This window comes from Myxococcus sp. AB056 (assembly GCF_006547365.1).
In the GTDB taxonomy this organism is placed as follows: domain Bacteria; phylum Myxococcota; class Myxococcia; order Myxococcales; family Myxococcaceae; genus Myxococcus; species Myxococcus virescens.
On sequence record NZ_VHLB01000029.1, the window covers coordinates 61,719 to 88,069 of the forward strand.

General features: G+C 69.4%; 26 protein-coding genes and 1 pseudogene. 12 read left to right on the forward strand and 15 right to left on the reverse strand.

What is annotated here, in order from left to right; translation table 11 throughout:
- Nucleotides 1-13 precede the first annotated feature (13 nt).
- Nucleotides 14-1,477, reverse strand: a complete 1,464-nt coding sequence (locus FMP39_RS15280) for a glutamine synthetase family protein (protein ID WP_228558010.1) — start codon at nt 1,475-1,477, stop codon at nt 14-16.
- Nucleotides 1,478-1,680: 203 nt separating this feature from the next.
- On the opposite strand from FMP39_RS15280, the gene FMP39_RS15285 reads away from it, so the two are divergent.
- The 4 genes from FMP39_RS15285 (at nt 1,681) to FMP39_RS15300 (ending at nt 4,762) form a co-directional block, all read left to right on the forward strand.
- Nucleotides 1,681-2,436 carry a glutamine amidotransferase gene (locus FMP39_RS15285; protein WP_141590761.1) on the forward strand — a complete coding sequence of 252 codons (756 nt, stop codon included), beginning with the start codon at nt 1,681-1,683 and terminating at the stop codon, nt 2,434-2,436.
- Between the two features lie 17 nt (nt 2,437-2,453).
- Nucleotides 2,454-2,942 (forward strand): hypothetical protein, encoded by a 489-nt coding sequence (locus FMP39_RS15290; protein WP_141590764.1) that lies wholly within the window; start codon nt 2,454-2,456, stop codon nt 2,940-2,942.
- Nucleotides 2,943-2,957: 15 nt separating this feature from the next.
- A complete protein-coding gene (locus FMP39_RS15295) occupies nt 2,958-3,416 on the forward strand; it encodes a hypothetical protein (protein WP_141590767.1) in 459 nt (152 codons plus the stop codon).
- A 119-nt stretch (nt 3,417-3,535) separates the two neighbouring features.
- Nucleotides 3,536-4,762: an AI-2E family transporter gene (locus tag FMP39_RS15300; protein ID WP_141590769.1), complete on the forward strand. Its 1,227-nt coding sequence runs from the start codon at nt 3,536-3,538 to the stop codon at nt 4,760-4,762.
- 3 nt (nt 4,763-4,765) lie between these two features.
- Here the strand turns inward: FMP39_RS15300 and FMP39_RS15305 are convergent, their stop codons facing one another.
- Both FMP39_RS15305 and rho read right to left on the reverse strand, forming a co-directional pair.
- Nucleotides 4,766-5,080, reverse strand: coding sequence for a hypothetical protein (locus FMP39_RS15305; RefSeq protein WP_141590771.1), 315 nt, complete (start codon nt 5,078-5,080; stop codon nt 4,766-4,768).
- Between the two features lie 25 nt (nt 5,081-5,105).
- Complete coding sequence (rho, locus tag FMP39_RS15310; protein ID WP_186817784.1) at nt 5,106-6,734, reverse strand: transcription termination factor Rho; 1,629 nt, start codon at nt 6,732-6,734, stop codon at nt 5,106-5,108.
- Nucleotides 6,735-7,266: 532 nt separating this feature from the next.
- On the opposite strand from rho, the gene ligA reads away from it, so the two are divergent.
- From ligA to FMP39_RS15340, 6 genes are all read left to right on the forward strand, one after another.
- The gene (gene ligA, locus FMP39_RS15315) at nt 7,267-9,285 is read left to right on the forward strand and encodes an NAD-dependent DNA ligase LigA (RefSeq protein WP_141590772.1); all 2,019 of its coding nucleotides are present in this window, start codon (nt 7,267-7,269) and stop codon (nt 9,283-9,285) included.
- Nucleotides 9,286-9,288: 3 nt separating this feature from the next.
- Nucleotides 9,289-9,588: an acylphosphatase gene (locus FMP39_RS15320; RefSeq protein WP_141590774.1), complete on the forward strand. Its 300-nt coding sequence runs from the start codon at nt 9,289-9,291 to the stop codon at nt 9,586-9,588.
- Nucleotides 9,585-10,028 carry a DUF3052 family protein gene (locus FMP39_RS15325; RefSeq protein WP_141590776.1) on the forward strand — a complete coding sequence of 148 codons (444 nt, stop codon included), beginning with the start codon at nt 9,585-9,587 and terminating at the stop codon, nt 10,026-10,028. Before FMP39_RS15320 ends, FMP39_RS15325 begins: the two co-directional genes overlap by 4 nt.
- A 550-nt stretch (nt 10,029-10,578) precedes the next feature.
- On the forward strand, nt 10,579-13,404 hold the full coding sequence (locus tag FMP39_RS15330) for an Rne/Rng family ribonuclease (protein ID WP_141590778.1): 2,826 nt from the start codon (nt 10,579-10,581) through the stop codon (nt 13,402-13,404).
- A 353-nt stretch (nt 13,405-13,757) separates the two neighbouring features.
- Nucleotides 13,758-15,131 (forward strand): YhjD/YihY/BrkB family envelope integrity protein, encoded by a 1,374-nt coding sequence (locus FMP39_RS15335; RefSeq protein ID WP_228558011.1) that lies wholly within the window; start codon nt 13,758-13,760, stop codon nt 15,129-15,131.
- A gap of 125 nt (nt 15,132-15,256) precedes the next feature.
- Complete coding sequence (locus FMP39_RS15340; protein WP_011555596.1) at nt 15,257-15,610, forward strand: HU family DNA-binding protein; 354 nt, start codon at nt 15,257-15,259, stop codon at nt 15,608-15,610.
- 11 nt (nt 15,611-15,621) lie between these two features.
- On the opposite strand, the gene FMP39_RS15345 is transcribed toward FMP39_RS15340, so the two are convergent.
- From FMP39_RS15345 to FMP39_RS15395, 11 genes are all read right to left on the reverse strand, one after another.
- Nucleotides 15,622-17,688 (reverse strand): flagellar biosynthesis protein FlhA, encoded by a 2,067-nt coding sequence (locus FMP39_RS15345; RefSeq protein WP_141590781.1) that lies wholly within the window; start codon nt 17,686-17,688, stop codon nt 15,622-15,624.
- A complete protein-coding gene (locus FMP39_RS15350) occupies nt 17,685-18,734 on the reverse strand; it encodes a flagellar biosynthesis protein FlhB (protein ID WP_141590783.1) in 1,050 nt (349 codons plus the stop codon). Before FMP39_RS15350 ends, FMP39_RS15345 begins: the two co-directional genes overlap by 4 nt.
- On the reverse strand, nt 18,731-19,525 hold the full coding sequence (locus FMP39_RS15355; RefSeq protein WP_141590785.1) for an EscT/YscT/HrcT family type III secretion system export apparatus protein: 795 nt from the start codon (nt 19,523-19,525) through the stop codon (nt 18,731-18,733). The genes FMP39_RS15350 and FMP39_RS15355 overlap by 4 nt, the downstream gene beginning before the upstream one ends.
- Nucleotides 19,522-19,791 carry a flagellar biosynthetic protein FliQ gene (locus tag FMP39_RS15360; RefSeq protein WP_011555600.1) on the reverse strand — a complete coding sequence of 90 codons (270 nt, stop codon included), beginning with the start codon at nt 19,789-19,791 and terminating at the stop codon, nt 19,522-19,524. The genes FMP39_RS15355 and FMP39_RS15360 overlap by 4 nt, the downstream gene beginning before the upstream one ends.
- 4 nt (nt 19,792-19,795) lie before the next feature.
- On the reverse strand, nt 19,796-20,527 hold the full coding sequence (sctR, locus tag FMP39_RS15365) for a type III secretion system export apparatus subunit SctR (protein WP_141590787.1): 732 nt from the start codon (nt 20,525-20,527) through the stop codon (nt 19,796-19,798).
- The gene (locus tag FMP39_RS15370) at nt 20,524-20,946 is read right to left on the reverse strand and encodes a flagellar biosynthetic protein FliO (protein WP_228558012.1); all 423 of its coding nucleotides are present in this window, start codon (nt 20,944-20,946) and stop codon (nt 20,524-20,526) included. The genes sctR and FMP39_RS15370 overlap by 4 nt, the downstream gene beginning before the upstream one ends.
- An 8-nt stretch (nt 20,947-20,954) precedes the next feature.
- The gene (gene sctQ / locus FMP39_RS15375) at nt 20,955-22,100 is read right to left on the reverse strand and encodes a type III secretion system cytoplasmic ring protein SctQ (protein ID WP_194858411.1); all 1,146 of its coding nucleotides are present in this window, start codon (nt 22,098-22,100) and stop codon (nt 20,955-20,957) included.
- 147 nt (nt 22,101-22,247) lie between these two features.
- Nucleotides 22,248-22,724 (reverse strand): hypothetical protein, encoded by a 477-nt coding sequence (locus FMP39_RS15380; protein WP_228558013.1) that lies wholly within the window; start codon nt 22,722-22,724, stop codon nt 22,248-22,250.
- Between the two features lie 22 nt (nt 22,725-22,746).
- Nucleotides 22,747-23,550 (reverse strand): flagellar M-ring protein FliF, encoded by an 804-nt coding sequence (locus FMP39_RS15385; protein ID WP_141590795.1) that lies wholly within the window; start codon nt 23,548-23,550, stop codon nt 22,747-22,749.
- A gap of 10 nt (nt 23,551-23,560) precedes the next feature.
- Nucleotides 23,561-24,046: an ATP-dependent helicase HrpB gene (locus tag FMP39_RS15390; RefSeq protein WP_141590797.1), complete on the reverse strand. Its 486-nt coding sequence runs from the start codon at nt 24,044-24,046 to the stop codon at nt 23,561-23,563.
- Between the two features lie 15 nt (nt 24,047-24,061).
- Nucleotides 24,062-24,529 carry a hypothetical protein gene (locus FMP39_RS15395; protein ID WP_141590799.1) on the reverse strand — a complete coding sequence of 156 codons (468 nt, stop codon included), beginning with the start codon at nt 24,527-24,529 and terminating at the stop codon, nt 24,062-24,064.
- Nucleotides 24,530-24,753: 224 nt separating this feature from the next.
- Here FMP39_RS15395 and FMP39_RS15400 point away from each other — a divergent pair, with 224 nt between their 5' ends.
- Nucleotides 24,754-25,080: a PilZ domain-containing protein gene (locus tag FMP39_RS15400; protein WP_026113775.1), complete on the forward strand. Its 327-nt coding sequence runs from the start codon at nt 24,754-24,756 to the stop codon at nt 25,078-25,080.
- 12 nt (nt 25,081-25,092) lie between these two features.
- On the opposite strand, the gene FMP39_RS15405 is transcribed toward FMP39_RS15400, so the two are convergent.
- Nucleotides 25,093-25,500, reverse strand: a complete 408-nt coding sequence (locus FMP39_RS15405; RefSeq protein ID WP_141590801.1) for a response regulator — start codon at nt 25,498-25,500, stop codon at nt 25,093-25,095.
- 241 nt (nt 25,501-25,741) lie between these two features.
- Here FMP39_RS15405 and FMP39_RS15410 point away from each other — a divergent pair.
- A pseudogene (locus FMP39_RS15410) lies at nt 25,742-26,351 on the forward strand (tetratricopeptide repeat protein); the annotation flags it as partial.

A 26,351-nucleotide genomic window follows, 5' to 3' on the forward strand; every position in this document is an offset into this window, starting at 1 on the left:
TCATTTGCGCTCATCAGATGAGCTCCAGGTAACGCTCCAACTCCCAGTTGGTGACGGCGCGCTCGTACTGACGCACCTCCCACTCGCGCGTGCGCACGAAGTGGTCCACGAAGCCGTCACCCAGCAACTCCCGCGCGCGCTCGCTGCCCTTCAGCAGCGCCACCGCGTCCTTGAGGTTGCGGGGCAAGGGCGGCGCGTCGCTCTTCGCGTAGGCGTTGGCCTCGCAGGGCGCGGGCGGCTCCACCTCGTTCTCGATGCCCCACAGGCCCGCGGCCAAGCTGACCGCCATGCCGATGTACGCGTTCATGTCCGCGCCCAACTGCCGGTACTCCAGGCGCATCGCCTTGGCGCTCTCACCAATGACGCGGATGGCGGTGGTGCGATTCTCCAGGCCCCACGTCACGGTGGTGGGCGCCCAGGTGTTCTCCACGCTGCGCTTGTAGCTGTTGATGGTGGGCCAGTAGAGCGCGGTGAGCTCCGGCATCAGCGCCACCTGCCCGCCGATGTAGTGGCGCAGCAGCTTGCTCATGCCATGGGGCGCCTTCGCGTCGTGGAAGAGATTCTGCTCCCCGTCCAAATCCCACAGCGATTGGTGGACGTGCCCCGAGCACCCCGGCAGCTTCGCGTCCACCTTCGCCATGAAGCACGCGGTGACGCCGTGGCGGGCGCAAATCTCCTTCACCACCGTCTTGAAGAGCGCGGCCTTGTCCGCCGACTTCTCGATGTCGTCGTAGCGGATGGCCGCCTCGAAGACGCCCGGCCCCGTCTCCGTGTGGAAGCCCTCGATGCCCAGGCCGAAGGCGTTGCACCCGTCGATGAGCGCATGCACCAGCGGCGCGTTGAGCGACGTGCGCAGCCACGAATAGCCGAACATGCCCGGCGTCAGCGGCGTCAGGCCCTGGAAGTCCTTGTCGCGCAGGCTCTGCGGCTGCTCCTTGAAGATGAAGAACTCGTACTCCGCGCCGAAGCGCGGCAGGTACCCCAGCGAGCGCGCGCGGGCGGCCACCTTCTGGAGCAACTGCCGGGGGCTCGCCTCGAAAGGCGTGCCGTCGGGGTTTTCGAAGTCGAGCAGGAACGCCGCGGTGTCCGGCTCCCAGGGAATGACGCGGCCGGTGGACAGGTCCACCTTCGCGTGGGCATCCGGGTAACCGGTGTGCCAGCCCGTCACCTGGGTGTTGTCGAGCAGGTCGTCGCTCAAGTCCCAGCCGAAGACGACATCACAGAAGCCCAGGCCGCCCTTGGCGGCGCTGAGGAACTTCTCCAGGGAGATGTACTTGCCGCGCCAGACGCCATCGACGTCCACCGCGCCCACCTTCACCTTCTGGATGCCCTTCTCATCCAGCCAGCGGCGCAGCGTGTCCACGCTCGCCGCGTCCCGCAGCGCCGGGCCTCGCGCCGGAGCACGCGAGGCCTTGCCGCGAACCCGGCGAGCCATGGCAGGGTGGGTCAGGACCTTCGCCTTGGGTCGGGTCGGCATCGATTCAATCCCCTCTCTTGCTGGAAACGCCCGGCACCTGGGGCTCCACCCGCCGCCCGCCCATGCGCAGACTGGGGTCGAGGAATGAGGAGGTGAGCCAACAGGCGCTGGTCATGTGGGTACCTCGAAACACACGGGCGCGTTCCACTGCGACTGGCCAGGAACGGACACGCGGGGCACGACACGGTAGGAATGGGGATGCGATGCGGCAACCTACGGCGGTGAAGAACGTCCTCTTGCTGAAAGCCGGTGACGCGGCCGAGGCCGTGCGCGTCTCCGTCGGCGATTACGACCGGTGGTTTCTGCAAGCCATCGGACTGTCCGGCTACCGCTTCGACATCGTGCTGGCGCACCGGGGCGCCCCCTTGCCCACGCGCGCGGATGGCTACGACGCGGTGATGATGACGGGCTCGCCGCTGTCGGTGACGGCGCTCGAGCCGTGGATGAAGCGCGCCGCGGACTTCATGGTGGAGGCCGGTGAGCGGGGCACGCCCGTGCTGGGCGTGTGCTTCGGCCAGCAACTCCTGGCGCATGCGTATGGCGGCCGCGTCTCGCGCAATCCCCAGGGGCGGGAGACGGGCAGCGTCGAGGTGACGCTCACCGAGGCCGGCAAGCAGGACCCACTCTTCGGCGGCGTGCCGGAGCGCTTCATCGCGCAGGCGACGCACGAGGACATCGTCTCGCACCTCCCTGACGGCGCACAGGTGCTTGCGGGCAACGCGAACACCGCCGCGCAGGCGCTGGCCTTCCGCCCCACCGTGCGCGGCGTGCAGTTCCATCCAGAGGCCGGCGTGGACACCCTTCGCGCCGTCATTGAGGCCCGCTGGGAGGGCCTGGAGCGGGACTCCGTGGCGCGAGGCGCCGCGCCCGGCGAATACGTCCGACAGCTCCTGGCGGGCCTCACGCCCTCTCCCGCGGGCCGCAGAATCCTGCTGAACTTCCTCGAGCGCTTCACCTGACCTGACAGAGGCCCTCCGTGTCCCGTCTTGCCCTGCCGACCCTGCTCCTCGCCCTGCTCACCACCGCGTGCTCGGAAGACCTGTGCACCCAGGCGCCCCGCTGTGACGATTCGGAAGCGCTCAACTGCGAGCCGGAGTGCAAGGTGGGCCCGTGCTCCAGCGGCCCCATCCTCCAGGCATGCACCGAGCGCACGACATGCACCGTCGTCCCCGGCGACCGCAACGACGCACGCTTCTACCGCTCCCGCGCCGTGTGCGCCGTCACCCTGGAGGCCTGCGACCCGGCGACCGCGGCCCCGCCCACCTGCGGGAGCGACCGCTTCGTCACCGGCTGCAGCGCCTACCGCCGCGACATCCGCGTGTCCTGCTCCCAGTCGGCGCTCTACTTCGCGCAGGTGCCCGCCTGCTGCCAGGGCCTGGGCACGGACGACGGCGGCACCGACGCGGGCACGGGCGACGGTGACGCGGGCGTCCCCGACGCGGGCACGGCCGACGCCGGCATTTGAGGTAGAAAAGAAGCCATGGCGTCTCGCTGGGACCACCTCTTCGACCTCAAACCGACTTCCCTGCTGGAGCACCTCCTGGAGGAGGTGGCGAAGCTGCTGCACAAGGACCTGCTGCAGTGGCCGCCGCCCGTCGAGGAGCTGGACCTGGACACCGGTGGCCACTTCGCGCCGCTCTTCACGGAGCCCCGGCCCCGGCCGTCCCGGGCCGTCTACACGGAGGCGTTCCGGCTGGCGCAGTGGGAGCTGGCGCGCGAAACGGACGCCTACGACGACTACATGCGCAACAAGCGCTACCTGGAGCGAGGCCTGGTGCCGAGCGACCGGCTGTCCCTGCTGCTCCTCAGCCGCTGGCTCACCGAGCAGATGCTGGGCCTGGGCGAGGCCACGGAGGGCCGCGTCAAGCGCAAGCACATGCGCGACTGCCTGGAGCGGCTCCAGTCAAAGCTCGGCGCCTTCCCGGTGCCTGGCGCCTGAGCCGCCGCCGGGTGACCCGGTGAAATGTTGAACAGGCATCATCGCCTTCCCCGGACGCGGGCGGGCGACTCACGTGGCGGCCCTTGTCACCGGGAAGGCACTGCCGTAAGCCAGACGGCATGTCGCAGCAGCCTTCGGACACCACCGCCTCCGCCAACCGACGCAAGCGCCTGCTCCTCTTGGGAGTGTTGTGGCTGAGCCTGGCGCTGGTCCTGTTGGCCTTCCGCTCGGTGGTCATGCCCTTCGCCGGCGCCGCGCTCATCGCCTACCTGGTGCAGCCGCTGGTGGGGCGCATCTCCCGGGTGAAGGTGGCCGGCCGGCCGGTGCCGCGCTGGACGGCGCTGCTGCTCATCTACGCCGGCTTCTTCGTGGGCGTGTACCTCTTCATCGTCGCGCTGGTGCCGCAGCTCTACCGCGAGCTGTCCCGCGTCAGCCGTGAGGCGGTGACGTTCGCCAACACGCTCACCCCGGAGCACGTCCAGGAGCTCGCGCAGCGCGCGGAGACGTGGCTCAGCACACGAGGCATTCCGGTGGCGCTCTCCAACCGCGCGCTGGAGGGCGCGGACGCGGGGAGCAGCAACGGCACCTTCGGCTTCGCGCTGGATTTGGAGCAGTTCCTGGGGGACGCGGTGAAGCGCGTGTCCATCCTGGTGCAGGAGAACCTGGGCGACATCGTCAACGTGTCCCGCAGCATCGTCACCAGCGTGGCCGCTGGCGTCTTCATGCTCTTCTTCGTGCTGATGGTGGCCGCGTTCTTCTCCATCGACGCGCACGCCATCCGCCACTACTTCGGCACGCTGATTCCCCCGGAGTACGCCACCGACGCGCGGCAACTGCTGGAGCGCATCGACCGCTCGTTGTCCGGCGTGGTGCGCGGGCAGGTCACCATCTGCATCGTCAACGGCATCCTGACGTTCATGGGACTGCTGCTGTTCGGCGTGAAGTTTGCGTTCCTGCTGGCGACCATCGCCACCTTCTTCAGCCTCATCCCGATTTTCGGCACCATCCTCAGCTCGGTGCCCATCGTCCTCATCGCGCTGGCGGACGGCTTCCAGAAGGGCCTGGCGATTCTCGCGTGGATCATCGGCATCCACGCGGTCGAGGCGTACTTCCTCAACCCCAAAATCATGGGGCAGGCGGCGCACCTGCACCCCGTCATCGTCGCCTTCTCCCTCATCGCCGGAGAGCGGCTCTTCGGGCTGGTGGGCGCCCTCTTCGCGGTGCCGGTGGCGTCCGTCCTGGTGGCGTGCTTCGACTACGCACGGCTCAAGGCCCAGCCCGCGCCCGCGGTGGCCCTGGCCACGCCCGGACCGCTGCCCGCTGAACGTCAGCCGCCCGCCGCCTGAGCCCTACTGGCAGGCGGCGGCGCAGCGCGCTTCACGGCAGGTGGGGATGCAACGCCCGCAGTCGATGGAGCCTTCAGGGCAGCCACTGTTACAGGGGCCACTACACGTCGGGCCTTCGTCCGCGTGCGTGACGGCGGTCCCCAGCCCACAGCACGCGTCGGCCACGCAGTCATCGTCCGTGTAACAGGTCTGGTCGGACAGCACCGGGGGTACGTCCTCCAGCGGCAGGTCTCCCAAACCGTCACACCCCACTCCACCACCGCCCAGCGTCACCCCCAGCACGAGGGTGAGCAGGCGGAAACGTCCGTGTCTGAGCAATGGACACTCCTTGCTCAGACAATCTCTACCGGTTCATCGACCCGAGGAAGTCCGCATTCGACGCGGTGGGCCGCATGTGTTTGAGCACGAACTCCATCGCGTCGATGGGGGTGAACGGGTGGAGCACCTGCCGCAGGGCGGTGATGCGCACCAGGTCGCCCGGGCCGAGCAGCAGCTCCTCCTTGCGCGTACCGGACTTGTTGATGTCCAGCGTCGGGAAGATGCGCTTCTCCATCAGCTTCCGGTCCAGGACGATTTCGGAGTTACCCGTGCCCTTGAACTCCTCGAAGATGACTTCGTCCATGCGGCTGCCGGTGTCGATGAGCGCGGTGCCGATGATGGTCAGCGAGCCACCCTCTTCGATGTTGCGCGCGGCGCCGAAGAAGCGCTTGGGCTTGTGGAGCGCGTTGGCGTCCACGCCGCCGGACAGAATCTTGCCGGACGCGGGCACCACGGTGTTGTAGGCGCGCGCCAGACGGGTGATGGAGTCCAGCAGGATGCAGACGTCGTACTTCTGCTCGACCAGGCGCTTGGCCTTGTCGATGACCATCTCCGCCACCTGCACGTGGCGCGTGGCGGGCTCGTCGAAGGTGGAGGACACCACCTCGCCGCGTACGCTGCGCTCCATGTCCGTCACCTCTTCCGGGCGCTCGTCCACGAGCAGCACGATGAGGTACACGTCCGGGTGGTTGCGGCTGATGGCGTGCGCGATGTTCTGCAGCAGCACCGTCTTGCCGGCCTTCGGCGGCGCCACGATGAGGCAGCGCTGGCCCAGACCGATGGGGCAGAACATGTCGATGATGCGCGTGGTCATCTCCGACGACTCATGCTCCAGCTTGAGCTTGCGCGTCGGATAGAGCGGCGTGAGGTTGTCAAACAGGATGCGCTCGCGCGCCGCGTCTGACATCGGGTCCGCGAAGTTGACCTTGTCCACCTTCTGGAGCGCGAAGAAGCGCTCGCCCTCGCGGGGCTGGCGGATGGGGCCCGTCACCGTGTCGCCGGGGCGCAGGTTGAAGCGGCGCACCTGCGACGGGGACACGTAGATGTCGTCCGGGCTGGGCTGGTAGTCGCTGTCCGCGCTGCGCAGGAAGCCGAAGCCGTCGCTGAGCAGCTCCAGCACGCCCTCCGCGTGGACCTCGAAGCGCTTGTCGGCGATGCCGCCCAACAGCGCGAAGATGAGGTCCTGCTTCTTCAGGCCCTGGTACCCCTCGATGCCCACGTCGTGGGCCATCTTCGAGAGGTCGGTGATCTTCATCCGCTTCAGGTCATTGAGCTTGATGACCTGCATGGGCTCGCCATCCCGGGTGACTTCCGTGATGGCGGGAGTCTCAGGGGACTCCGGAGGAGGCGGCAGGGAGGCGGCCGGCTCTTCGGACTCGCCGGAGATACGAGCTTCCTGGAGGTCGTCGTCCCGCACCGGGCGGGAGATGGGGGTGAGCACCGGACGGGGTGGCTCGGCGGGGGCCTCCTCGACCTCGGCGCCGGGCTCTTCGTCGCGGCGGGCGGCGCTGCGACGGGCGCGCGGGGCGGGCTTCTCGGCCTCGTCCCGCTCCACCGTCTTCGCGGCGCGCTTGCGGCGTGGCTTCTCCGTGTCGGCCTCGACGGCGACATCGGTGTCGGCAGCCTTCTCTCTCGAAGTACGGGCTTTACGCATGTCTGTAACGCTTGGGAGGAATGAAGCGCCCGAGGACTCGGACGGGTGGAATGGCGGGGGGAGACGTCCGCGCGGCCCTCGGAAGCACCTTCCAGGAGGACGGCCCCGCCGGAATCCCAGGAAGGGACTGCGCGGGCGTGAGCCTTGTGGTTGGGAGAAGAGTCGGCGCCGTCGGAATACACCTGCGCCATGAACCGCAAGGGACGTTATTGACCCCCTCCTGGCCTGTCAAGGCATCTTGAGGGCCACGGTTGCGTCGCTTCCAGATGAGCAACACGCGCCCCCGGGGCCCTCATTTCCACCCGGCCGTGCGGGCCTTCCGGAGTCCCCTGCCCCGGACCTGAGGACCCGGCGGGTCGGCGCGCGGGCATCGCCACTGCCAGCGACAACACCCGGCCCTCCGGGTCCGCTTCCCCTCAGGAGGCGGTTCACGCGGAGGCGACGACCGGACCTTGTCAGTCGGGAACCGTAGAGTGGCCGCCTTTCGAGGCACGCGCCGACGCGCCGTGTTTTGGAGTAAGGACCGCGAACCGTGGACGACTTCCAGAAAGCCGCAGCCCGAGCCCGTGAGCTCCACCGTGAGCTGGCGCACCACAACTACCGTTACTACGTCCTCGACTCGCCCGAGGTCAGCGACGCGCAATACGACAAGCTGATGCGCGAGCTGCAGGACCTGGAGGCGAAGCACCCGAGCCTCCAGACGCCGGACTCGCCCACCCAGCGCGTGGGCGGCGCGGCGGCCGAGGAGTTTGGCGAGGTGGTGCACCGGGCACCCATGCTCTCGCTGGCCAACATCTTCGAGGACCAGGGCCTCATTGAGTTCGACGAGCGCATCCGCAAGCTGGTGGGCCTGCCGGGCATCGCCTACGTCTGCGAGCCCAAGCTGGACGGACTCGCCATCGCGTTGCGTTACGAAAAGGGCGCGTTCGTCCAGGGCGCCACCCGGGGCGACGGCACCACCGGCGAGGACGTCACCTCCAACCTGCGCACCATCCGCAGCCTGCCCATGTCGCTGTTCCCCCAGGACGGCGTGAAGGTGCCGGACGTGCTGGAGGTCCGCGGTGAGGTCTTCATCCGCAAGAAGGACTTCCAGAAGCTCAACGAGAAGCGCGAGGAGGAAGGCGAGCCGCTCTTCGCCAACCCGCGCAACGCCGCCGCCGGCAGCCTGCGCCAGTTGGACCCGCGGATGACGGCCGCCCGGCCCCTCTCCGTGTTCCTCTACGAATGCGTCCCGGGCGAAGGCGTGCCCGTCTTCAAGACGCACATCGAGAAGCTGGAGTACCTCAAGACGCTGGGCCTGCCCATCAACCAGTACCGCCGCGCCGAGGGCCTGGAGGGCGTGCGCGAGGCCTATGACGCCTCCCTCAAGGGCCGCCACGAGCTGCCCTTCGAGGTGGACGGCATGGTGGTGAAGGTGGATGACGAGGACCAGCGCAAGCGCCTGGGTCAGGTCTCCAAGAGCCCCCGCTGGGCGGTGGCGTACAAGTTCCCTCCGGAGGAGGAGTCCACGGAGGTGATGGACATCGGCATCCAGGTGGGCCGCACGGGCGCGCTGACGCCGGTGGCGCACCTCAAGCCGGTAAAGGTGGGCGGCGTCACGGTGGCGCGCGCCACGCTGCACAACGAGGACGAGCTGCGCCGCAAGGACGTGCGCAAGGGCGACACCGTCTTCGTGCGCCGCGCCGGTGACGTGATTCCGGAAATCGTCTCCGTGGTGCTGTCCAAGCGCCCCGCGGACTCCGCGCCCTTCGAGTTCCCCAAGCACTGCCCCGTCTGCGATGCGGTGGCGACCAAGGACGAGGACGGCGCCATCATCCGCTGCACGGGCGCCTCCTGCCCCGCGCAGCTGGTGGAGAAGATCCGCCACTTCGCCAGCCGCCTGGCCATGGACATCGAAGGGCTGGGCGACAAGCTGGCCGCGCAGCTGGTGTCCACCGGCAGGGTGAAGGCGTTCGCGGACCTCTACGCGCTCACCAAGCAGGACCTGCTGACGCTGGAGCGCATGGGCGACAAGAGCGCGGACAACCTCATCGCGTCGCTGGAGCGATCCAAGCAGACCACGCAGCGCCGCTTCCTCTATTCCCTGGGCATCCGCCACGTGGGTGACGCCACCGCCAAGGCGCTGGCGGAGGCCTTCCCCCGGTCGGAGATGCTCTTCGCGGCCAGCCTGGAGGACATCTCCCGCGTGAAGGACGTGGGCCCCATCATGGCCCAGGTCATCCACACCTTCTTCCAGGAGCCCCAGAATCAGGAGGCCATCCGCGCGCTCCTGGCGGCGGGGGTCCAGCCCGCGGCGCCCCAGGTCGCCACGGGAGGCCCCTTCGTAGGCAAGTCGGTGGTGCTCACCGGCGCGATGACGGGTATGACGCGGGAGCAGGCCAAGGAAGAGGTCGAGCGCCGGGGCGGCAAGGTCGCCGGAAGTGTCTCGCGCAAGACCGATTTCGTCGTGGCCGGTGAGGATGCGGGCAGCAAGCTGAAGAAGGCCCAGGAACTCGGGGTAAGAATCCTGGACGAGCAGGCGTTCCTGCAGATGTTGCAGACGAACGCCTAGAGGATGGGGCGGTCCATGAGTGGCACGCGGCGAGCCTCGCTGCGCATCGAAGGCAAGGTGCAGGGCGTCTTCTTCCGGGAGAGCGCCCGCGTTGAGGCCACACGCCTGGGCCTGACGGGCTGGGTGCGCAACCGGCCGGACGGGGCCGTGGAAGCCGTCGTGGAAGGGGAGCCCGCCGTGCTCGAGGAATTCATCCGCTGGTGTCATCGCGGTCCGACGCAGGCCCGGGTTTCGGGCGTTCAGCGCACGGACGGCGAGGCCACCGGCGAGTTCAGTCAATTCAACGTGGAGCGCACATCATGACGCCCTACGCGCTGGCCTCCCTCCCGGCCATGCTGGGTATCCGGGCCGGGTCCAAGGTCTCCGTCATCAACCCGCCGCGGGGCTTCGTGCAGAAGCTCAACCCGCTGCCGGATGGGGTGGAGTTCCTCATCACCGCGGTGACGGGCCTGGATGTCATCCTCTTCTTCACCGAGGACCCGCAGGAACTGGTGCAGCGGCTGCCGGCCCTGGCCCGCGCCATGGCCCTCACCGGCGGCATCTGGGTGTGCTGGCCGGGGGGCGAGGGTGCCCGCCGGGACCTCTCCGAGGACTTCGTCCGCCACGCGGCCCTGGACATCGGTCTGGTGGACAACAAAATCTGCATCATCGACGCCACCTGGACAGGCCTCCGGCTGGTGAGGCGGCCCCGAGGGCGACCGGACAAGCCAGGGGAGCGCAAGCGAATCACCGCCCAGGCCTGATGCCCTGCCGGGTAGCCGCCCGGCATCTGCCTGACAGTGGATGGAAGCCGTTTCTCGGCTTTACACACCTGGGGGGCCGTGAAAAACTCCCCGTGTTTCTGGACGGTTGTGTGACGCCCCGCGTTGTCGGGGGTCGACGTCTGGTAGGGATTTTGACGGGTTGCGTTCCCGGCTCCTCCGGGCGCGTCAGCTGCACCGAGGCTCCAGTCGCCCCCCCAAGGTGCCCACGATGGGCATCGACCGGGTGTGGATAGAAGAGCGGGCGGCACGCGCGTCGTGGGGAAGCTCGAACGCGTTGTGAAGACAAGGCCTCGCCCGGCACGGTGCCGGTCGCAATGCGGGGCGCCAATGAACTCGGAGGAGCAGGCGGTGGTCCCCTCGGTCCTCGACAACGAGCCCCCAGCCGCACCCGGCATGCCCGGGCCGGCGTCGCTCGCTGTAGGCCCGCCGGAGGCCGCCTCTCCCTTCGCAGCGCGCTCGGAGGCGCGGCGTCTCGCCGCCGCCCGTCCGGTGAGGTCCGCCCTACCGCGCGCGCCAGCAGGATTCATCCATGAGCAGCATCCTGGTCATCAACGCCGCGGGTCGAGAGACGCGCGTCGCGCTCGTCGAGGGCGGACACATCGCGGAGTTCTACCTCGAGCGTAAGAAGGACAAGGGCGTCGTCGGGAACATCTACAAGGGCCGCGTCGTCCGGGTGCTCCCGGGCATGCAGGCCGCCTTCGTGGACATTGGCCTGGAGAAGGCCGCGTTCCTCTATGTCAGTGACGTCGTCTACGACCCTGACTTCGCGCGCGCGCAGTTCGAGCTGACCGAGGGCGAGCACGAGGATGCGCCCGACGTCCCGGACGAGTCCGAGGCCGAGGCCGCGGAGGCCGCCGCCCGGCACGCGCCCCCCCGTCACGTGGAGCCGGAGCCGGAGGACGCCCATTTCGAGCCTGTCGCGGCGCCCACCGAGTCCCTGCCGCGCGACACCGCCCTGGAGCTGGCCGCCAACGCCCCGACGGTGACGCCGCCGGGCGCGGAGACGCCGGTGGCGCCCGCGGAGGAAGCGCCGGCCGCCGGGTCGGAGACGGTGGTGGCCGCCGAGGCGGCCGTTCAGCCCGTCACACCCGAGCAGATTGTCGCGGTCGAGCCGTCCACGGCAGCGCCCGTGGAGGCCGCGCCTGCTCCGACGGATGGCGAGGCCGAGGCAGTGCCCTCCTCCGAGCCCCAGGTGGCCGAGGCCGCCGTGGAGCCCGCCGCGAACGTGGCGTCGCCCGAGGCGGCGCTGGCCGTTGCCGCGGCGTCCGAGCCCGACGCGGCCGGGGTGGCGACGCCCGCTGAATCGGCCGTGGAAGCGGCCGAGGGCGAGGCCACCGTTCTTCCCGTCGAGCCCCCTCCCCCCGCGGCCACCGCGCTGGGAGACCTCATCCCCTCGCCCGCTGAGGAGGGCGCGCAGGCTGCGAAGCCGTCCGAGGTCTCCGGCGAGCGCCGCACGCCACGCGAGGCCCGTGAGGCGCGTGAGCCCCGGAGCCGGGAGAAGGAGCGCGGCGATAAGGAGAAGGGCCGCCGGCCGCAGGAGGAGAAGCGCCGGAGCGACAAGCACGAGGACAAGGAGAAGGCCAAGCCGCGCCGCACCGACAAGATTGAGGACCTGCTGAAGGTGGGCCAGGAAGTCGTCGTCCAGATTTCCAAGGACCCCATCGGCACCAAGGGCGCGCGGCTCACCTCGCACATCTCCATCCCCGGCCGTCACCTGGTGTTCATGCCCACGGTGGACCACGTGGGCATCAGCCGCCGCATCTCCAACGAGAAGGAGCGCCGGCGTCTGCGTGAAATCGTGGACCGCCTGCGCCCGCCCGGGACGGGCTTCATCGTCCGCACCGTCGCGGAGAACGTGCCGCAGGAGAAGCTCGAGAGCGACATCCGGTTCCTCATCGAGGTGTGGAACCAGGTGGTGCGCAAGAACGAGAAGCGCGGCGGCCCCGGCCTGCTGCACCCCGACCTGGACCTCATCCTGCGCGCCACGCGCGACCTCTTCGCGCACGACGTGGAGAAGCTCGTCGTCGATGACCGCGAGGAGTACGAGCGCATCCTCGGCTTCGTCACCGCACAGGACCCGGCGCTGCGAGACAGGGTGGCCCTGCACGAGGGCGACGACACCGTCTTCGACGCGTACGGCATCGAGCAGGAGCTCCAGCGCGCCACCCAGCGCAAGGTGTGGCTGAAGAGCGGCGGCTACCTCATCATCGACCAGGCCGAGGCGCTCACCGCCATCGACGTCAACTCGGGCCGCTACGTCGGCAAGAAGAGCCTCGAGGAGACCATCACCAAGATCAACGTCGAGGCGGCCAAGGAGATTGTCTACCAGCTCCGGCTGCGCAACATCGGCGGCATCATCATCTGCGACTTCATCGACATGGAGAAGGCGCAGAACCGCGACAAGGTCTTCAAGGCGCTGCAGGAGGCGCTGGGCCGCGACAAGGCCAAGACGAACGTGCTGCGCATCTCCGAGCTGGGCCTCGTGGAGATGACGCGCAAGCGCGTGCGCGAGTCCATTGGCCGCATGCTCCACGAGGACTGCCCGTACTGCGACGGCAACGGCTTCGTGAAGACGGCCACCACCGTGGCCTACGAAATCTTCCGGGAGATTCGCCGCGAAGCGCCGGGCTACAAGGACTCCACGCTGGTCATCAACTGCAACGCGGAAGTGGCGCGCCTGCTCCAGGGCGAGGAGCGCAACGAGCTGCGGCACCTGATGGACCGGTACAACAAGTCCATCCAGGTCAAGGCGCAGCAGAACTACCACCGCGAGCAGTACGACATCTACGGACGCTCGGCCTCGGGACCGGAGCACAAGGTGGCCTCGTCGCCTGGCTCGGGTGATGGCGAGCTGGCCATGCAGCAGCGCAAGCCCGACAGCAATGGCGGAGGCTACGGCCGCCAGGAGCAGGGCCGGCGCGGCGGTGGTGGCGGCGGCGGTGGTGGCAGGGACCGGGGTGGTGAGCGGGGCAACGAACGCTCCGAGCGCGGTGAGCGGGGCGGAGACCGTCGCGAGGGCCGCCGCGACGGCCGGAGTGGCGGAGACCGTCCTCGGGGTGACCGGGGTGGCGAGCGGGGCGACCGTTCCGAGCGTGGAGGGGAGCGCGGCGGCGAACGGGGCGAGCGCTCCGAGCGCGGCGAGCGTCCCGAGCGTGGTGAACGCTCCGAGCGCGGCGAACGTCCCGAGCGCGGCGAGCGTCCCGAGCGCGGCGACCGGCGTGGCGACCGCGGCGAGCGTGGAGAGCGCGGCGGTTCGCAGAACACGTCTGGTGGAGGCGAGAACGGGGGTGGCTCGACGCCGCCTCCGCCTCCAGCCTCAAGTGGTGGGTCGGAGCCTTCGGGCGGCACGACCTGAGTTCTTTCCGCCGGTCAGTCGTCGGCGCCCTGCCCTGCCGGTGGTTTCAAGGCCGGGGCGGGGAGCCGGCGGCGCTGGCGTGGCGGAAGTCGCTGCCAGTGCACACGAAGCCCCGCACCGTGTCGGCCTGTGTACGCTGGCAAGCCACCTCAAGCCGGGGTGGGCTGGCACTGGCGGCCGCGGATTGGCTAGCGTGAGCGTCCATGCCCCAAGGCGGTTCCCGCCTCGCGGGCCGGCCATGTCACACGGATGATGTCCTCACGCTCCGAGCACGTATCGCCCCGTGTGGGGCCACGTTCCCTCCGCCTCCGTCAGGCCCGCCCCTGGCGCGGCCGGGCCTCTTGAGGGAATCGGTGAAACTGACGCCCCTGCCGTGGCTCCGTCACTTCCGCGAGCGAGCCACCCGGCTCTGGGCGCCCCTGCAGCACACGCCCGTGGGGCTGTTCGCGACGGACACCCTCCTGGCCGCGAAGACGGTGGCCCAGGGCTTTCGCGGGGAGAATCTCCGGCTTCGGGCCGCCGCGCTGACCTACGTCAGCATGTTCTCCCTGGTGCCCCTCCTGACGGTGGCGCTCGTACTGCTGACCGCCTTCCACCAGGATGAGTTCAAGGAGAAGCTGCGCTTCGTCGTCAGCGAGGTGCTCAACCCCGGGGTGCGCGGCAAGTCCTCCCAGTTCCTCGACCGGTTCCTGAACCCCACGCACACCGTCGCCATTGGCAGCGTGGGCTTCCTGGCGGTGCTGCTATCCGCCGGCTCGCTGTTGCGGCAGCTCGACGGTGCCGTCAACGAGCTGTGGGGCATCCGGCGGCAGCGGCCGTGGCGCATCCGGCTGCTCATCTACTCGGGCCTCCTGCTCGTGGGCCCCTTCTTCCTCGCGCTGTCCTTCTCCGGGACGGGCAAGGTCCGCGTCTTCCTGCAGAGCCACGCGCCCTACGCCAGCGCCTTCATCCTACTGGGCACCACGCTCGTCACCGTGGCCAGCCTCACCCTGCTCTACTACTGGACGCCCTACGCGCATGTCCGCGTCCGGTCCGCGCTCGCCGGAGGACTGGTGGCCGGCCTGGGGTGGACGTTCGCCAAGCAGGTGTACGCCGCATTCGCGGAGCGCAGCTTCCAGTACAACCCCCTCTACGGCTCGCTCGGCGCGCTCCCGTTGTTCCTGGCGTGGGTCTACGTGAGCTGGCTGTTGGTGCTCTTTGGCGCCCGGCTCTCCTATGCCGTGGAACACACCGCCTTCCGGCACTCCCTCTTCGCTTTTGGAAGCCACCCGCGCGCGCACGAACTGGTCGCCGCCCGTGTCGCCCAGGAGGCCACCCTGGCCTGGGTGGACGGACTGCCGCCTCCCTCGCCGCGCGAGCTGGCGACGCGGCTGCGCGTCCCCGAGTCGCTGGTCCACGAGGTCGTCGACCGCATGGTGGCCGCCGAGCTGCTGGAGCGCCTCCGCAAAGGGGGCCTGCGTCCCGCGAAGGACCCGGCTGCCCTCACGCTGGCGGACACCACGCTCGCCGTGCACGGTGTGATGCTCACCGGCGGCGCGGAGGGATGGAACGGGCCACGGGCGCCCGGATTCGAACAGATGGAGCCCATCTTCCAGGCAGCTGACTGCGCCGGTGTCGACCTGCTACGTCGCACCCGATGGCTGGACCTGGTGGTGCCGCTCCGCCCAGGACTTGCCGAGCCTGCTCCCGCTCCACCACCCAGGGTGGCCGCAGGGGGAAATCCGTAGCGTTTCTGGGTGGTTGGAAGCTCACCCTGCTTGCACGAAGGATGTGTTCTGTTATGTTTTCAGGATTCGACCACGGGCCAGAGCGCCCTGTTTCCAAGGGGTCACCGGGTTTGCGGGAGCGTCCGATGCTCAAGTCCGATCTGATCAACATCCTCGTGGCCAAGAGGGGCGTGACGCAGAAGCAGGCTGAGGCCACCATCGAGACGATTTTCGAGTCGATGAAGGATGCCCTCTGCCGCGGCGAGAACATCGAGATTCGCGGGCTCGGTGCCTTTCACGTGAAGAACTACCAGGGCTACCAGGGCCGCAACCCGAAGACGGGACAGGTCATCCCGGTGAAGCCCAAGCGCGGCCTGCTCTTCCGGACGGGCAAGGAGCTGCGCGACCGCGTGAACCGTCCGGCGCCCCAGCAGGCCCAGACGGAGCTGCCCCCGCTTCCCGAAAGCAAGGGGCCGGGCAACACGGGCACGGGGCTCTAGGCCCACCTCCGTCAGCGCCCTACCGCCACCGGCGACAGCCGGCCGATGGGGCGAATCTGGAGGGCCCCATCCAGTTCGCCATAGGTGAGCACCGCAACGTCCGGGAACGCGCCCTCGCACAGTCTGCGCAGAGGCCGCCGGACATCCGGAGCGGTGAGCAGCACCGCCCGTCCCTCGGTGGCCACCTGCCGCACGCCTTCGAGGATTTCCGCCACCCGCTCCGGGTCTGGCGCCAGCCCTCGCGGGCCCATGCCGCGCAGCACCTCTTCCACCTCCGGGTCCACGAGGTACGCGTACAGCGGCCCGGTGGGCGCGAACTTGTGGCTGAGGTACCGCCGCAGCGCCTGCCGACAGCGCTCCGCGAGCGCGACGGCATCCCCTTCCGTCGTCGGCGACACCAGCGCCTCCAGGATGGCTCGCAAGTCCCGGATGCTGACGCCCTCCTGGAGCAGCTTGCGAAGCACGTCCGTGAGCAGCGGCAGCGGCACCTTCTGCAGCGCCTCCTTCACGAGCACGGGCGCCTGCGCCTCCAGTCCCTCCAGCAGTCCCTGGACGTCCTGCAGCCCCAGCAGGTCCGCGGCGCGGACACGCAGGATGGCGCGCACATGGTCTGAGACGAGCTCTCCCGGACGCCGCAGCGGCACTTGCGCCGTCTCCAGCAGGACCCGAGCCGACTCTGGAATCCGGCTGATGACCTTCCCGCTCGAGGGCTCCGTCGCGGCCTCCGCGCTCACCTGGAGGAACGCCAGTTCGTCCGGAGGTGCCAGCGCGTAGAGCGCCCCCGGCAGCACCTGCCCTCCACCCGCCGGGACTTCGTCCACCAGGACGCGGTACTCGCCCGGGCCCAGGTAGGCGGCCTGCGTGCGCACCCGGATGCCGGGCACCCGAACCCCCAGTTCGAAGAACAGCTCGTCCCGCACGCCGTTCAACGTCTTGTGGACGAAGGCGGCGCCCTCCGCTTCGGCCAGCACCGTCAGGTCAGGCGCCAGGTCCAGCGTGAGCGGGGAGACCCCCACGGGCGACGCGGCACTCTCCGGTGGGGCTCCAGCCGCGCCAGGCGCCACACCTTCCGCGGGCGCGCCTGCTTTCTCTTCGACCTTCGAAACACCCGCGCGGCTCAGCACATGGCCAAGCCCACCCAGGCCTCCCGCCAGCAGAAGGAACGTCACGTGCGGCATTCCCGGCATGAGGGCCAACGCGACGCACAGGCCCGCCACCACCCAGAGTGTCCGCGCCTCTCCGAAGAACTGGGCCCCAATCTCCGCACCCAGCGTGTCCTCTTCCTTCTCCGAGGCGACGCGCGTGACGACGAGGCCCGCGGCCACGGCGATGCACAGCGAGGGAACCTGGGACACCAGCCCGTCACCAATGGCGATGAGCGCGAATGTCGACGCCGCCTCGGCCAGGGGCATGCCTCCCTGCAGCACACCAATGACGGTTCCTCCGAGCAGGTTCACGGCGACGATGACCAGGCCCGCAATCACGTCCCCCTTCACGAACTTCATCGCGCCGTCCATGGCGCCGAACATCTGAGACTCGCGCTCCAGGTCACGCCGCCGGCGCCGGGCTTGCGCCTGGTCGATGGCGCCCGCGCGCAGATCCGCGTCGATGGACATCTGCTTGCCGGGCATCGCGTCCAGCGTGAACCTCGCGGACACCTCCGCCACCCGCTCCGCGCCCTTGGTGACGACCAGCAACTGCACCAGCGTGAGGATGGCGAACACCACCGCGCCCACAACGTAGTCGCCCCGGACGACGAACTCACCGAAGGCCTGGATGACGTCTCCCGCGTGCCCCTCCGCGAGCGCGAGCCGCGTGGAGGACACGTTGAGCGCCAATCGGAACAGCGTGGTGAACAGCAGCAGTGCGGGGAACGAAGTCACCTTCAAGGCGTCCCGGGCACGCAGCGCGGCCACCAGCAGGGCCACCGACGCCGCCAGATTGACGGCGAGCCCCGCATCCAGGAGCCATGCGGGCAAGGGGATGATGAGCGCGCCCAGGACCGCGGCCATGGCAATCGCCAACACCACGTCCGAGGAGTTTCGGGCCTTCAGCAATACCTTCATGAGGGGGTTCATGACGTCTGTCTCCGTGGATGGCCGTCCAACTCCCGCGCATCCATCGCCGTGCGCAGGACGACCGCCGCCGCCTGGTACAGCTCCTCTGGGATGGGCTCGCCCACGTCGTAGTGGATGAGGCTGCGCGCCAGCGGGATGTCCCGCACCACCGGAATGCCCAGTCGGCGGGCCTGCTCTCGCATGGCGAGCGCATCCCCTTCCCGGGCCTTGGCCACGAGATAGGGCGCCTCACATTCGTCGACGTCGTAGCGAAGCGCGACCGCGATGTGCGTGGGGTTGACGACCACGGCGGTCGCCTTTTGCACCCCGCGTGCCGCACCGCCCTGCGAAAGCTGGCGATGCAGGGCCTTCCGCTGCCCCTTGTGCCGGGGGTCGCCCTCGCTCTCCTTGTACTCGCGCTTCATCTCCTCGCGAGTCATCATCAAATCCTTGATGTGGCGCCGCCAGGCCAGCGCGTAGTCCCCCACGCCCAGCACCACCAGCAAACAGGCCAGGCGGCTCGCGAGTCCGGACACGTGCGCGACCACCAGACTCAAGCCCTCCGTACCGCCCAGCCACGCGGTCTTCATCGCATCCGGAGCGGCCTCCTCCACATCGCTCCAGACGAGCGCCCCCACCAGACAGACAATCAGCAGCGTCTTCGCCAGTTCCACCCAGGGGCGCCAGCTGAAGAGCCGCTGCATGCCCGCCACGAGACTGATGCGCTCCAGCTTCGGCTCGACATGCTGGAGGTCGGCTTCCAGGCCCACCGTGGCCACGGACACGAGCAGCGCCGCAGCGAACGCGCCCCCCAGCACCGGGCCACAAAAACGCGCGGCAATCCAGAGTCCTTCCTGCCACGCCCCAAGGGCCTGCTGTCCCAGGAAGAGGTGCTCCGTCCATGCCTGGAGCCGCGCCATGCCCACTGGCGCGGCCTCCGTGAGTCCAAACAATCCACCCGCCGTCACCGCGCTGGCGTTCAGCAAGCGACTGCGGGGAATCTGTCCTTTGCGCCGTGCTTCACGAAGGCGCTTCGCGCTGGGCTTCTCTGTCTTCTCCCCACTCACCGCGCCACCTCCCCCAACAGCGCCAGCGTGCCTTCCACGGACAACACGCCCGCCAGCAGCCGCTCACACAACACGCCCGTCCCCAGCCACAACAAGGCGCCCCCACCCAGAATCTTCAGCGGCGTCCCCACCTCCTGAAGATTCACCTGCGGCGCCGCTCGCGAGGCCAGGCCCAGGAAACAGTCCACGGTCAGCACCGCCGCGGCAATCGGCGCCCCCACCGCCAGCCCCGTGGCCATGGCCGCGCCCGCCAGCAGAACGACATGCAACGTGGCCGCCTCGGTTGGAACGAAGGCGCCGAGCTTCACGACGCCGAACCCACGCAGCACGCTGGAGATGACGAGCGGCCACATGCCACCGGAGACCACCAGCGCCACCAGCAAATGGTAGAGCCCCTCCCCTGCCGCGGACTCACGGCTCCCCGCCAGGGGCAGACTCGCCTCGGCGGAGGTTCCACGAAGCAGGTCGATGAAACGGCCCCCCATGCGCGCGGCATCGAAGGGGAGTGCCGCGACCAACCCCACGGACGTCCCGAAGAGCAGCTCGCGAATCACCAATCCGCCCAGGGCCACCGCGGACGTGACAGGCACATCCAGCGCCACGCCCGCCTCCACCCGGAGGAAGAGCGACAGGGACAGCACCAATGCCAGGCGGACCATCGTCGGCGAGGCCTGTCCTCCCAGTAGCGGACACAGGAACGTCATGGGCAGCAGCCGCGCAGCACACAGCGCCACCACGACGATGTCCGGCCCCAGTGACTCGAGCCAGGCGCGGAGCGGCTCCAGATTCATGCCGCGACCTCGGAGATGAGCATCAGGAGCTGGTGGGTGAAGCGCGTGAGCTGCCCGGCAATCCAGGGCCCGGCGAGGACCAGTGCCAGGACGGCCGCGCACAACTTGGGCACCACCGACAATGTGGACTCCTGAAGCTGGGTGGTGGCCTGGAAGAGGCTCGACAAGAACCCCACCACCAGGCTCGCGCCAATGGGCGGCAACGACGCCATCACCATCAACAGCAGGGCCTCACGTCCCAGGGTGAGGAAGACGTCCTGGGTCATGGCATCACCGGTAGCCGAGGATGAGGCCCCGCGCGAGCAGCGACCAGCCATCCACCGCGACGAAGAGGAGAATCTTGAAGGGCAGACTCACCTGGCTGGGTGACAGCGTCTGCATGCCCAGCGCGAGCAGCACGTTGGCAATCACCATGTCCAGCACCAGGAACGGGAGGAAGACGAGGAAGCCAATCTGGAAGGCTTCCTTCAGCTCGGTGATGACAAAGGCCGGAATGACGACGAAGAGGTCCGTCTCCCGCACCGCGTCCATCTCCTCCACCGGACGTAGCTCGCGCGCCAGGTCCACGAAGCGCGCGCGCTCCTCAGCGCTCCCGTGCTTGGTCAGGAAGGCGCGCAGCGGCTCCGACACACGGCTCGCGGCGGAGAGCATCTCCGCGCCGGAGCCCGACGCCACCTGCGCGTAGGCCACCTGCCCCGCGTCGTACATGCGCTCCATCACCGGGGCCATTATGTGCCCGGTGAGCACCGCCGCCAGGCCCGTGAGCACGATGGTAGGCGGCGCCTGCTGTGTGCCCATGGCCGAGCGGGCCAGTGACAACACGACGGCAATCTTCGAGAAGCTCGTCAGCATCAGCACCGCGAACGGCAGCAGCGACATCACCGCGAGCATGCCCATCATCGACAGAGGGCTGCCCGCGTACGACATCCGCGACAGTGAGTTCTCCGCCGCGGCGGCCGCGGCAGGAACCAGCAGGAGCGCTCCCAGCAAGCTGTGGCTCATGGCCCCTCCCGCCGGCCCCGAATCGTGCGGGACCTGGGCATGGGCCGCCGGGCCTGCGCCAGGACATGGCCGAACTCCGGCGCAGGCGCTGCCGTCTCGCGAATCTCCGCGAACGCATCACCGAAGGCCACCAGGTAGCTGCGCCCATCCACCTCCACGAGCGCAACACCGCACCGTTGCGACAGCCCCGCTCGCGATACGATATTGAGCCGTGGCGCCGTGGCTTCGCCCGCGACGACAGCGCCGCGCCGGTGCAACCACCATCCCAGCGCGGCCAGCGCCACGACGCCCAGCAGCCACCGCGCGGCCACCGTGGTGGACACCCCAGCCACCGGGCCCATCACCGCCAAACCCAGCACCAGTGCCCCCGCCAACAGCAAGCGCGAGCGCGGCGAATGAACGAAACGCTGTGCATTCATGGCGGGACTCACGGCAGCAGCGCCAGGACGCGGGCTCCAACCTCGCCCTCGATTTCCACCAACTCGGCGCGGGCCACCGCGCGGTCTCCCACGCGCAGCACCACCGGCTCGCTGGCGTTGATGTGCAGGGGAAGCAGCGCGCCCGGCTTGAGCGCCGCGAGCTCCGAGAGGGGAATCATCACCCGCGTCAGCTCGATTTCCACATCCACGGGCAACGGAGGCATGCCCTCCTCCTGCTTGTTCACGGCCACCATGTCCGACTCCTGGGGAATCCCGCGCCCCTGCGCGCGGGTCAGTGAAAAGCCCTCGGCAAGGAAGTCTCCCGAGAGCGCGAATCCGCGCGTCACCAGCCGCCCCGGCCCGAAGAGCTGGCCGGCCTGCTTGCGCACACCTTCGAAGACGACGACATCCCCCACCACGAGCGCGTCCAGAGCGTTCGCGGGCAGCGGCGTCTGGCCTACGAGGCAGCGGGCCTCCAGCGAGGCGGCCAGCACCTCTGGCGCGATGCCCGGCGCACGCTCCACCGGAAGCACTTGGAAGACCGTCTGGACCACCTGTGACGGAAGCAACAACCGCGCGCCCGCGCGCGACTCGCCCACGCTCACCATCAACTCAATGCCAACCAAGGGTTCGCGAGGGTCCAAGCGCGCCACCACGTCCGACCTGGACATCGTCACGCCCGCGAGCCGTGGACCGAGCCACGGGTGTGCCCCGCCCGCCGCCCGCACCGCGGAGAGCGCGACCAGCAGGACATAGGCCAACGTCGCCTCTTCCAACCGGGCCAACTCCGTCACCACGCCGGGCCGTTGCCCCGCGCCAGCGATGCGCTCCAGCCCCATGAAGGCGAGCGCGGGCTCCAGCTCCAGCACCGCCGTGCCTCCCACCGCCGACAGCTCCAGCAGCGCGAAAATCGCGGGCTCGCCCAGTCCAACCGCAGGCGAGACGACGGACTCCAGGAAGCGGGCCTCCGCATGCACGGGACAGCCGAGTTCCCGAGTCAGGGCCGCCATCACCGCGTCCAGCGCCTCCCTTCCAAGGCCCCCAGCCTGGGGCCGCTCCGCGAGCACGAGGTGCGCCCGGGTCAGCCGGCGCGCCCCCAAGCGGCGCAGGGGGCGGACCTTCCGGCTGCCGGCGTGTTCGATACGGGTCTTCATCGGTGGCTCCGCTGCTGCATCGAGACGCACTCCTCCCGTGCAGGGCCCCCGCCAGGGGCCGGCCTCGTGGAGTCGCGGGGTTGGGAAGGCATGGCATCCGTGCGCGGGACGCCGGGTACGCGGGCCGGGACGGCGCCGCTTCCAGACTCAGCGCGTGGCCTCGCGAATCAAGCGGTCGGCCAGTGCCCCCAGCGCGGGAGGTACCTCTGTCGCCTGAGGTGCCAGACTCGCATCGGGAAACAAGGTCCGGTGGTACGGAGGCAAACGCCGAAAGATTTCCCGGCGAAGCATGGGAGGCGCGTCACGCATGAGGTGTCTCAGCCGAGCAGCGGCATCAGCTCGCTCCCCGAACTCCACCGCCACCTTCGCCTGTCGCTGCGCGGAGGGCAGCGCGGACAGACGCTGGAGGTGCTCCCGCGCACGCACCGCCGATTCCTCGCCCAGTTCGCCCAGCAAGGTGCCCGCCCGCTCCCGCCCCAGTACCCACGCGACGAGCGCGAGGCGTTCGAATGGAATCGGCAAGGGGCCCACGAGCCGGGGAACCTCCTCGGTCGGTGCAGTGGCCCGGACGGACGTGGAGTGCCGGCCTGGCCGAGGCTTGCGCCCTACGCGTGTCGCATCCATGCGTTCGCTCTCCATGGACACCTCACGCCACCTTCCGAGCCGGTCCCGGTGACAACACGGGCCGCGCGGGTCCAGGCGGCGCGGATGGAGTCGGTGTCCGGTCGCGGTAGTGCCGCATCCGGAGCGTCACCAGCACCAGCGCCACCGACAGCCCCGTCACCATGAGGCCCAACACCGCCAAGAGGGCACGCAATCGGGTCAGCGGAGACACGCCCACCTCCGTCGGAGCCTCCACTCGGGTGGAGACCTCGTCCACCAACAGCGAGACGGCCTCCGGCGACAGTCCCTCCACACCACCCGCGAGGAGGACCTTCAACGTCTCGGAGGATTGCCGCACCCGTGCCGCATTGCCCGGCGCCACGCGAAGCATGGCCGATGCCTTCGATGGCCCCGGGGCCTGTCCCACTCTCGGCGGCGCGGGCACCACCAGGTGGACGCGCGCGAGCAGCACCCCTTCCACGGATTGGAGCGTCTTCTCCAGGCTCCGCTCCATCACCCTCACTCGGCAGACGCTCTCCTCCACCGGCGTGCGCACCAGCCCGCCACCGCCGAAGACGTCACAGCCCACTTCCTCCTTCGGCCTGGGCAGCCCCAGCTCCGACAGGATGCGGACCGCGTCCGAGGCGTGCTCGTCCGCCACCTCGATGGACCACGTGGGCTTCTTGCCCGCCTCGGGGACCTTGCGCGCGTCGAGCCCTCGCTCGACGAGCACGGATTGAAGCTCGTTGGCCTGCCGCTCATCCAGACCATGCTGGATGCGCTCGCGGCAGGCGGTGACGCTCACGAGGAGCACGAGGAAGAAAGCGCGACGGAAAAGCAAACGCATCGGGTGCTCCTCAAACCTGGGTCTGGAGGACCTGCTTGACGCCGCCGGTCGCCTTCTCGACGACCTTGCCGGCGAGGTCGAGCTCCTGGCTCGCCCGGTAGACATGGGCCTGCAACGCGAGCAACTCCGCGGGCGTGAAGCTGCGGCCGGACTGCGCCAGCTGAAGGATGTGGTCCAGCCGCTTTTGCGCCTGCCCCACCCGGTCCAGCACCTGCGCCGCCTGCTGCGCTCTCGCCGCCTGCACCGAGTCCACGCGAGTGCCCGGCTTCACGTCCGCGCAGCCCGGCGCGGCGGGCCCCACCCCTTCGGCCCGGGAGACACCCCGCGGCGCCGCCGTGGGCGTGGGCTTCGGCGGCCCCTCCGTGGCCACCGGAACCCCAGTGCCCTTCGCAGGCCCCTGCACCTCGTCCAACACCTTGCTGAATCGCTCCCGGCTGGGCTCCACCGCGGGCGACGCGCCCGCTCCCCCCACCGGCCCCAACGTGTCCATGGCCATGGCTGGTGTCGCTCCTCAGCGGATGTTGTTGATGGCCGCCTTCGCGGAGTCGTGGCGGACCTTCATGATGTTGGAGACAGCGGTGTGCTCGCGGCTCTCCTTCTGCATCTCGTTCTGGAGCTGCAGGTAGGCCATGTTGAACTTCTGGCCCTCCGCGGCGAGCACCTTCTGCGCCTCCAGCAGGTCCCACGCCTCCTGGTTGCCCGCCGCGGCCCCCGCGCCCGCCGCGCTCCCCGTATCCGCCGTCGCGGGCATCCCCGCCCCCGACGTCTTCGGTGCCACCGCCGACACCACCGTCTTCACGCTGGAGACGGCCGCGCTGACGATGGGCCCCCCCGGAATCATGCCGCCCACCAGGCCCGCTCCCGAGCGCACCACCTCGTTCGCCGCGCGCGCCAGCACCGTGCCGAAGTCGTTCTGCGGCGTCTGACGCGGAACCGTATGGGTGATGGTCAGTGTGGGAATCCGACTGTCATTGGACACGGGCAGCCTCCTGCGGAGAGTTGCCCGGCCCTGTTTCAGCCGCCGTGCCAGGGATAACCCCCGGCAATCCCAGGCGTTGAGGCACCACGGCGGGTCCGGAAGCGCTCCGCGGACCGGGAGGAGCGTCCGGGAGGCTGGACGGCGGCCCTGGCTGGAAACTTGCGTCCGCTCCGGAGTGCCTCAGAGTTGTTGCACCCTGTCGTGTGGAGAAGAGGAGAAACCCGGTGCGGACGACCGATGGCGGCCCCCAGATTGCCGAGCGCTTTCACCCGCGCGTCGACGCCAACCTCCCCGTGAAGGTGCTCCTCAAGGGACGCTCGGTGATGGTTCGCGCTCGGGACGTGTCCATGGCGGGCCTGTTCCTGATGGCCCACCCGGCTGACACCGCGCGGGAGCTCACCATCGCGGTGCCGCTGCCCGGCGACCGGGAAATCGTCACCACCTGCCAGATTCGCCGCCGCGAAGTGGACGGAGTCGCGCTGGAGTTCGGCGAGCTGGACTGGGACGACCTCATCGCCCTGGCGCGCTACCTCCACCCGCGCCTGCCCTGAAGCCCGCCTGACTCAGGGCAGCTCCGGCTTCGGCCCCGCTTCGCGCAGCCGCTCCACCAGCGCCATCAGCTCGGCGCCCCGGAAGGGCTTGTGGATGTAGCCGTCCGCCCCCGCCTGGGTGGCGCTCTCCATGTCGGAGCGCTTCGCCTTCGCGGTGAGCATGTAGAGCGGCACTCCCGCGGTAACGGGGTCTCCCTTGAGGATGCGGCACACGGAGATACCGTCCAGCTGCGGCAGCACCACATCCATCAGGATGAGGTGGAACGTCTGGCTCTTGGCCAGCTTCAGGCCCTCCAGCCCCGTGGCGGCGCACACCACCTCCACGGTGCCGTCGCTCAGCATGGAGCGAACGAGCTCCCGGATGACCGGCTCATCCTCGACGAGAAGGATGTGGAAGGGTGCCTGGGAATTGCCAGCCATGGTTCTCCGGACGCAACACGATGCCAATGCCACCCGCCGCGCGCGGTATAGCCCTCCGGGGCGTAGCCGCACCAGGGAGGATGCAACGGATTGTGCAATGGCACCCGTCTCCCCCATACGTAAGTCGGACACACACTGGATGCCTTGCTTTTTGATTAGAAGGGCTGACAGGCGGGCGTAGCCAGGGTGGGCACGGCCCCGTCCAACACGGCCAGAAACCGGGCGCTATGATGACCCTGGAATGGCCGCGAAACCAGAATGCCCCGAGTGCCGGGCGACAGTGGGTGGAAACGACTTCCAGTGCACACAGTGCGGGTTGCTGCTGGACCCGCAGCAGGCCAGCGGGGAGTACGTCATCACCGAGCCCACCATCGTCCGGGCGCTGCTGTCCCCACCGCAGCGCACGCGCACCATGGAGCTGCCAAGGCCCCCGCCCCAGCGCCCCACGCCGCATGACCTGGCCACCGCGCGCTTTACAGTGCCCATGGACGCGCACACCGTGCCGCACCTGCGCGCTGGGTTGGACATCGCGCTCCAGCCGCTCCACCCCTTCGAGGCACACATTGCTTCGTTCATCGACGGGGACCATGCCGTGCCGGACCTGGCCCGGGCGGCACGGCTGCCCGAAATCGAGGTGAAGGTCGTCCTCAAGGCCCTGCTGGAGCGCGGCGTCGTGGAGCTGCACCGCCTGCCCGGCGCGCCCGCCATGCGCACGATGACGGACGAGCTGCCCATCCTGGACGGGCAGGACTTCCTCGTGCCAGAGCCCATGGCACTCGGGGACGAGGAGCCTCCCGCGCGGCCGGTGCTCGCGATGAGAGCAGCGCACCGCCCCCCGCCCACCGCTCCCA

Bases quoted from the DNA above. Each gene is read 5' to 3' on its own strand.
- FMP39_RS15300 (WP_141590769.1), top strand. From the start codon at position 3,536: ATGTCGCAGCAGCCTTCGGACACCACCGCCTCCGCCAACCGACGCAAG.
- FMP39_RS15325 (WP_141590776.1), top strand. From the start codon at position 9,585: ATGACGCCCTACGCGCTGGCCTCCCTCCCGGCCATGCTGGGTATCCGG.
- FMP39_RS15340 (WP_011555596.1), top strand. From the start codon at position 15,257: ATGCTCAAGTCCGATCTGATCAACATCCTCGTGGCCAAGAGGGGCGTG.
- FMP39_RS15330 (WP_141590778.1), top strand. From the start codon at position 10,579: ATGAGCAGCATCCTGGTCATCAACGCCGCGGGTCGAGAGACGCGCGTC.
- FMP39_RS15320 (WP_141590774.1), top strand. From the start codon at position 9,289: ATGGGGCGGTCCATGAGTGGCACGCGGCGAGCCTCGCTGCGCATCGAA.
- sctQ (WP_194858411.1), bottom strand. From the start codon at position 22,100: ATGAAGACCCGTATCGAACACGCCGGCAGCCGGAAGGTCCGCCCCCTG.
- FMP39_RS15380 (WP_228558013.1), bottom strand. From the start codon at position 22,724: ATGGATGCGACACGCGTAGGGCGCAAGCCTCGGCCAGGCCGGCACTCC.
- rho (WP_186817784.1), bottom strand. From the start codon at position 6,734: ATGCGTAAAGCCCGTACTTCGAGAGAGAAGGCTGCCGACACCGATGTC.
- FMP39_RS15385 (WP_141590795.1), bottom strand. From the start codon at position 23,550: ATGCGTTTGCTTTTCCGTCGCGCTTTCTTCCTCGTGCTCCTCGTGAGC.
- sctR (WP_141590787.1), bottom strand. From the start codon at position 20,527: ATGAGCCACAGCTTGCTGGGAGCGCTCCTGCTGGTTCCTGCCGCGGCC.
- FMP39_RS15355 (WP_141590785.1), bottom strand. From the start codon at position 19,525: ATGAATCTGGAGCCGCTCCGCGCCTGGCTCGAGTCACTGGGGCCGGAC.
- FMP39_RS15390 (WP_141590797.1), bottom strand. From the start codon at position 24,046: ATGGCCATGGACACGTTGGGGCCGGTGGGGGGAGCGGGCGCGTCGCCC.
- FMP39_RS15280 (WP_228558010.1), bottom strand. From the start codon at position 1,477: ATGCCGACCCGACCCAAGGCGAAGGTCCTGACCCACCCTGCCATGGCT.
- FMP39_RS15370 (WP_228558012.1), bottom strand. From the start codon at position 20,946: ATGAATGCACAGCGTTTCGTTCATTCGCCGCGCTCGCGCTTGCTGTTG.
- FMP39_RS15405 (WP_141590801.1), bottom strand. From the start codon at position 25,500: ATGGCTGGCAATTCCCAGGCACCCTTCCACATCCTTCTCGTCGAGGAT.
- FMP39_RS15285 (WP_141590761.1), top strand. From the start codon at position 1,681: ATGCGGCAACCTACGGCGGTGAAGAACGTCCTCTTGCTGAAAGCCGGT.
- FMP39_RS15295 (WP_141590767.1), top strand. From the start codon at position 2,958: ATGGCGTCTCGCTGGGACCACCTCTTCGACCTCAAACCGACTTCCCTG.
- FMP39_RS15345 (WP_141590781.1), bottom strand. From the start codon at position 17,688: ATGAACCCCCTCATGAAGGTATTGCTGAAGGCCCGAAACTCCTCGGAC.
- FMP39_RS15360 (WP_011555600.1), bottom strand. From the start codon at position 19,791: ATGACCCAGGACGTCTTCCTCACCCTGGGACGTGAGGCCCTGCTGTTG.